General features: G+C 63.2%; 1 protein-coding gene. It reads left to right on the forward strand.

Going from position 1 to position 725, the window contains the following annotated elements:
• Positions 1–725 (forward strand): LysR family transcriptional regulator substrate-binding protein (locus I8N66_RS10615; RefSeq protein WP_291153317.1); only part of this gene is annotated, 725 nt, incomplete at both ends.

The following is a 725-nucleotide window of genomic DNA, read 5'->3' on the forward strand; positions in this document are numbered from 1 at the left end:
CGTTTCCAGGGGCTGACGCCCGAGGGTCAGCGGGTGCTCGAATGGGCCCGGCGCATTGTCGGCGACACTCGCACCATGCGGGAGGAGATGCGGGCGGCGCGGAAAGGTCTTTCCGGGCATATCCGGCTTGCCGCGGTGCCGACGACGCTCGCCATGGTGCCGATGCTGACGGCGCCGTTCCAGGAAAAGCACCCGGACGTCACCTTTTCCGTGCTGTCGACGACATCGGTGCAGATCCTGGCGCTACTCGAAAACCTCGAGATCGATGCCGGCTTGACCTATCTGGAGAACGAGCCGCTCGGCCGGGTGACCAGCGTTCCGCTCCAGGTCGAGCGCTACCACCTCGTCACCGCCGCCGGCACGCCGCTTTCGGAGCGGGAAAGCGTGACGTGGAAAGAGGTTAGCGACGTTCGGCTTTGTCTATTGACGGCCGATATGCAGAACCGCCGCATCATTAACCAGCATTTCGCAGAGGCCGGCGCCGTGGCCAAGCCGACGCTCGAATCGAACTCGATGATCGTGCTTTTTTCCCATGTGCGCACCGGCCGCTGGGCCAGCATCATGCCGTTCAACGTCGCGAAATCATTTGGTTTTCACGAGGATATCCGGATGATCCCGATCGTCGATCCGGACGCCCGTCACACGGTCGGCCTGGTTGCGACGCATCGCGAACCGTATACGCCACTCGTCTCCGCTTTGCTGCACGAGGCGCGTATCCTGGGTGA

The sequence above is a fragment of the Ensifer sp. SSB1 genome (assembly GCF_016652895.1).
GTDB lineage: Bacteria > Pseudomonadota > Alphaproteobacteria > Rhizobiales > Rhizobiaceae > Ensifer.